The sequence below is a fragment of the Streptomyces sp. 15-116A genome, from assembly GCF_025290915.1.
In the GTDB taxonomy this organism is placed as follows: Bacteria; Actinomycetota; Actinomycetes; order Streptomycetales; family Streptomycetaceae; genus Streptomyces.
The window spans coordinates 1-5168 of the sequence record NZ_JAOCQE010000369.1 but is presented as its reverse complement, the minus strand read 5'-3'; the positions used below and the strand labels follow the sequence as shown (position 1 = coordinate 5168).

Sequence of the window (5168 nt, the reverse complement as noted above, 5' to 3'; positions counted from 1 at the left end):
GGACGCCGGAGCGGACGGCCACGCCTCCCCCGGTGCGACCGAAGCCGTCGGCCACTCCCCCGCCCCGGCCGGTGGCGACCACCACGTGGTACACCTCCCCCGCCGCGGTGGCCGCCGCGCAGCGCATGGCGGCGGACGGGGTGGTCGGTGACCCGGTGTGCTCGCTGGCGGCGGTGGGCCGGGTGGATCCGCACCTGGTACCGCAGGGCCGACGTATCGGCATCGGCGCCTACGGCACTTACTGGTGTCTCATCTGGTAGATCAGCCGGGTGCTGCCGCCGGAGATCCCCTACGCCGCGTCATGGATGACGAGTTTGAACTCGGCGAGTGTCAGCTGCCGAGGGCTCGCGTCGTTGTGGGTGACGCGCAGGGCCACGGGGGTGCCCGGTTCGACGAAGAGGCCGTGGTTCTTGACGTAGTACTGGCCGCCCGGGGTGGGCGTGCGGTGCTCGGTCGCCGTCGTGTCGTTGGGGGTCGGTGTGAGGCCGAGCGGGTCGCGGACGTACTGGTCGCGCAGCTCGGTGTAGCCGCCGGTCGAGCTCGCCGCCTCCCACTGGACCATGGCGTGCAGATGGCCCCAGCCGGCCTTGGACGGCCATATGAGCCCGCTGCGGTCGTCCGTCGCCCAGTTGTTCACCACGTAGCCGTCGGGCTGCACGGTCTGGTGCATCTCGAACCGGTCGGTGGGCTCCGCCGCGCCGAACGGGAATCTGACGATCTTGTAGGTGGTGCCGGGCTGGATCAGCTGGGGTGTGTCGACCTTGAGGGAGCAGACGTGGACGCCGGGATTCGCGTTCGCGTTCGTTGGCATACGGCAAGGCTGCCCGGCGGCGACGGCGGGGATTCCGCGGTTCACTGCTCCATCGGCACGCAGATGACCGGCACGGGTGACAGGTGCAGCAGCTTGTGGGGCGTGGAGCCCAGGAGCGCGCCGCGTACCGGGCTCTCCCCCCAGCTGCCCACCACGATGAACCGGGCCCCGTGGCGGGACGCGGCGTCCAGCAGGGCCTGGGCCGGTTTCTCGTCGATGACTTCGACGGTCGTCGGTACGCCGGCACCGGCGGCCACGTCCACGGCCTGGTCGAGCACCTTGCGGCCGGACTCGCGGACGGCCTCCTGGTGGCTGCGGTACTCCTCCCCCAGGGCGCCCGGTGCCGCGGCGCCGTAGACCAGGACGAGGGGCTCGCCGAGCGCGGCCGACAGCTCGATCGCGACGTGCAGGGCCCGGACCGCGCCGGGCGACTCGTCGTAGCCGAGGACCAGGGACATCTCAGGACTCCTTGCCGTGGACGAGGTCCGGGTCGGCCACCGTGGGCCGTTCGGACCAGAAGGCGGGCGACACCAGCCGCTGCACGATCATGAGGACGACGCCCGCGAGGGCGATGCCGATGCCGATGACGAGGGGTGGGCCGAGCCCGAACCATGAGACGCCGCTGTAGGAGTTCTCCGGGTCGGCCATGTCGACGACCGACTCCACCAGCAGCCAGGTGAGCAGCCCCGCGCCGACCAGCGGGCCGACCCCGATGAGCAGGAACTGCTTGACGTTCTCCGTGAGATGACGGCGGTAGAAGACGGCGCAGGCCACGCCGGTGAGGGCGTAGTAGAACGCGATCAGCAGCGACAGGGCGGTGAGTGAGTCGAACAGGGCGTTCTCGCTGATGCGGCTGACGACGATGTACCAGGCGATCGCGATGCCGGCCACCCACCATGTGCTGACGTCGGGGGTCCGGAACCGCGGGTGGATGTGGGCGAAGTGGTGGGGCAGGGCGTGCCTGCGGGCCATGGACAGCGCCGTGCGGGAGGCGGGGATGATGGTGGTCTGGGTCGACGCGAGCGCGGAGGTCGAGACGGCCAGCAGGACGACCCAGTCCCAGCCGCCCATCGCCTCGTCGGCGAGCAGGGCGAAGAGGAACTCCTCCTCCTCGGCGTTCTCGGCCAGGAAGCTGGTGCCGGCGTAGGCCACGACGGCGATGGCGACCGACACGTACGTCACGAGCAGCACGATGGTCGACCAGATCGCCGCCTTGCCGGGCGCGGTGGCGGAGTCCTCGGTCTCCTCGGTCAGGTTGACCGCCGACTCCCAGCCCCAGTAGATGAACACGCCGAGGAGGAGTGCGGCCGTCAGTGAGGCGCCGCCGGCGCCGAAGGGGTTCAGCCAGCCGATCGACGGTTCGATGGAGTCGAGGGTGCCGGTGCCGGCGTACACGCGGTACAGGGCGACGACGGCGAGGGCGAGCAGGCAGACCACCTGGGCCAGGATGAGGACGTTCTGCACCTTGGCCGAGATCTCGGTGCCGATGACGCAGACGGCCGTCATGACGACGATGAGCACGACGGCGAGCGTCTGGCGTACGGCCTCGTTCTCGGCCCAGCTGTCCAGGCCCACGGTGAGCAGCGCGAAGGTGACGGCGACGTCGGCCAGGGAGCCGACGACCAGCACGCCGGTCATCGCGATGGCCCAGCCGCCGAGCCAGCCGGCCCACGGCCCCATGGCGTGGGTGACCCAGGAGAAGGTCGTGCCGCAGTCCTGGTCGACGCGGTTGAGGTAGTAGAACGCGGAGGCGATCAGGAGCATCGGCACGAACGAGGCCAGCATCACGCCGGGGGCGTGGATGCCGACGAGCACGGCGATCGGGCCGACGACGGCGGCCAGCGAGTAGGCGGGGGATGTGGCGTTGAGACCGATCACGAGCGCGTCGAGGAAACCGATCGCGTCGGGCTTCAGCCCCTCCGGTCGAGCCGCGTCCGCCGTCGGGTTGGTCATGCGCCCTCACTTCGGTCGTACCTGAGGGGAATCCAACCGGGAGTGCGAGGGCTTTCGGCGTCGTCGGCGCCGTTGCGCGCCGTGTGTCACCCGAGTGCACGTACCCCCGGCCGCCCGTCGGCGTCCGGGGGACGGCCCGGGTCAGCCGCGCAGTGCGGAGAGGAAGATGCCCGGGAGTCGGTGGACCCCGGGTGCGGTGGTGAAGGCGGTGAGGCGCTCGAGGGTCGTGCGGCCCGTCCGGTTGGTGACGAAGTACGGCGGGCGCGGGGAGAGTGAGGGGGAGCCGGTGAACAGGCCGCGCGGTGCCGGGGCGAAGGGGGCCCGCAGGACGGTCTTCTCCACGTCCTCCAGCATGAACGCGTTGTGCACGAAGCCGATGCCGCTGCCGATCTGCCGGCGGGTGTGGCCGGGGAAGGCGCCCCACGGGGTGTAGCCCAGCAGGAAGTCGATGGCGGACCAGCAGTTGATGCCGAGGGTGCCGTAGCGCAGGCCGGCGACGGCGGCGTCGACCGCGGCGCGGTGCTCGCGCTCGGTGCGGGGTGGACCAGCAGGGTGGCGCCGAGGGTGCCGGGGAGCCGTTCGTTGCAGAACTCCGTGGCGTTGCGGAGGAACTTTGGCGCCTGAGAGCCGGGGAGGCGCACGACGCCGAGGGCGCTGGCGAACACCTCGTCGGTGAGCATCGGGTCGTCGAGCGCGTCGATGTCGGGCACGAGGAGGCGGCACCGGTCCTCGCCGAGGGTCTCGGCCCCGGGATGGGCCTCGGTCACCGCGTTCAGCCTGCGGTCGGCGCCAGGGTAGTAGTCGGTGCGGTGCGGCAGCCGGCGCAGGACGTCGCGTATCTCGGTCAGGAGCCGCTCGCGCCGACGATCGCGGGCGCGGCCAGGCCGGACGTCGTCACCAGGGCGTTCATCGTGCCCAGCGCTCCGCCGCGGCGCGAGGCGGGGGCCAGTTCGGTGACGGTGGTGGCGGCGATGGTGGCGAAGGCACCGCCGAAGCCGAAGCCGATCGCGGTCAGCACCATCTGGAGGGTGGTGTTGTCGGTGAACGGTACGGCGAGGCAGCCGGCCGTGCCGATCACCAGGGTCCAGCCGCCCACATGGCCGCGGGCCACCCTGCTGCTGTGGCCCCGGCGCATCAGCCGGTTGGCGATGCCTGCCTGGGCCAGCAGGACGAGGGCTCCGATCGTCCACGGCGCGACGACGAGCAGTCCGGCTGTGTCGGCGGAGTAGCCGAGGGCGTTGCGCAGGAAGGACGGCAGCCAGACGAGCATCAGGGCGACGGCCCAGTAGGTGAAAGAAATAGGCGAGGGTGGTGCCGATCCAGGTGCGGCTGGCGTAGATGCGGCGGTAGGCGATCTTCACCGGTTCTGTGGCCTTCGCCGCCGTGCCCGGGACGTCGGCGGCATCGCCGGTGCGGTGGCGGCCGTCGGTGCCGACGGCGTACCAGACGGCGGCCCAGACCACGCCGATGGCGGACAGCACCCACAGGGCGGCGCGCCAGCCGTGGTTCTGGATGACCCAGGAGAGGGTGGGCGCCGAGACGATGACGCCGAGGGTGATGCCGATGGTGATCAGCGCGCCGGGCAGGTTGCGCTTCTCGTTGGCGAACATCGACAAGGTGGCCTGCTGGGCGACCGGGAACGCGGGCCCCTCGGCCGCGCCCAGTACGACACGCGAGGCGACGAGCACCGCCAGGCCGCCGCCGATGGCCGCGGGCACCTGGGCGACGGACCACATCACCGCCATGACCAGCAGGAGCAGTTTCGGTGACACACGGTCGGCGACGAGTCCGACGGCGATCGCGGCGACCGAGAAGAGCAGGAAGAACGCGCTGTTGGCGAGCCCGAACTGAGTGGCACTCAGGTCGCGGTCGGCGCGGATCTCGTCCGCGGCCAGGCCCAGGACGGACTTGTCCGCGAAGTTGATCATCATGTCTGCAGCAGTCATGGACTTCTCCGGTGGAGCAGCGGGTCGGGGGCGGGCCGGTCCCCGGGCGGGGCCGGCCGGCGGGGATCAGGAGAGGGGCACTCCGGCGATGGCGATGCGCTCCATCACCCGGCGCTGCGGGAAGTAGTCGTTGACCGCGTAGACGTGCTGGGTGACCTTATGCGGACGCAGGCCTCTGTGACGGCGGTCGCGGACGCGGCCGGGATCGCCGCCGGCTCGGTCGGGGCCTTGCCTACGCGCTGCTCGCCGCCCCGGCGGAACCGGCCGTCGGCGCCGAACGTGCCGGGCCCTGTTCGCCGAGGTGGTCCGTGAGGGCGTCGAGCGCGGGTTGCTGCCGGCCCAGGACGCGGAGACCACCGCGGCCGCGCTGACGGGCGGGATCGGCGAGGTGCTCGTGACGCCGCTGGGCGCCTCGCCGCACGGCGACACCGGCGAACTCCTCACCGAGCTCACCGCGA

The 5168-nt window shown here is 71.6% G+C and carries 6 protein-coding genes and 1 pseudogene; 1 reads left to right on the top strand and 6 read right to left on the bottom strand.

Translation table 11 applies throughout. The features are described 5' to 3' along the window. A partial coding sequence (locus N4P33_RS32430) for a hypothetical protein (protein WP_260830518.1) occupies positions 1–260 on the top strand: 260 nt, incomplete at its 5' end. Positions 261–289: 29 nt separating this feature from the next. Here the strand turns inward: N4P33_RS32430 and N4P33_RS32425 are convergent. The 6 genes and pseudogenes from N4P33_RS32425 to N4P33_RS32400 all read right to left on the bottom strand — a co-directional run. Continuing rightward, complete coding sequence (locus tag N4P33_RS32425) at positions 290–811, bottom strand: hypothetical protein (protein ID WP_260830517.1); 522 nt, start codon at positions 809–811, stop codon at positions 290–292. A 41-nt stretch (positions 812–852) separates the two neighbouring features. Beyond that, the gene (locus N4P33_RS32420) at positions 853–1269 is read right to left on the bottom strand and encodes a universal stress protein (RefSeq protein ID WP_260830516.1); all 417 of its coding nucleotides are present in this window, start codon (positions 1267–1269) and stop codon (positions 853–855) included. A 1-nt stretch (position 1270) separates the two neighbouring features. Continuing rightward, complete coding sequence (locus tag N4P33_RS32415) at positions 1271–2764, bottom strand: APC family permease (RefSeq protein WP_260830515.1); 1494 nt, start codon at positions 2762–2764, stop codon at positions 1271–1273. A 141-nt stretch (positions 2765–2905) separates the two neighbouring features. Continuing rightward, entirely contained in the window at positions 2906–3133 is a 228-nt protein-coding gene (locus tag N4P33_RS32410; protein WP_260830514.1) for a hypothetical protein, read from the bottom strand. Between the two features lie 475 nt (positions 3134–3608). Continuing rightward, positions 3609–4034: an MFS transporter gene (locus N4P33_RS32405; protein ID WP_260830513.1), complete on the bottom strand. Its 426-nt coding sequence runs from the start codon at positions 4032–4034 to the stop codon at positions 3609–3611. Positions 4035–4131: 97 nt separating this feature from the next. After that, a pseudogene (locus N4P33_RS32400) lies at positions 4132–4692 on the bottom strand (MFS transporter); the annotation flags it as partial. Between the last annotated feature and the right edge of the window lie 476 nt (positions 4693–5168).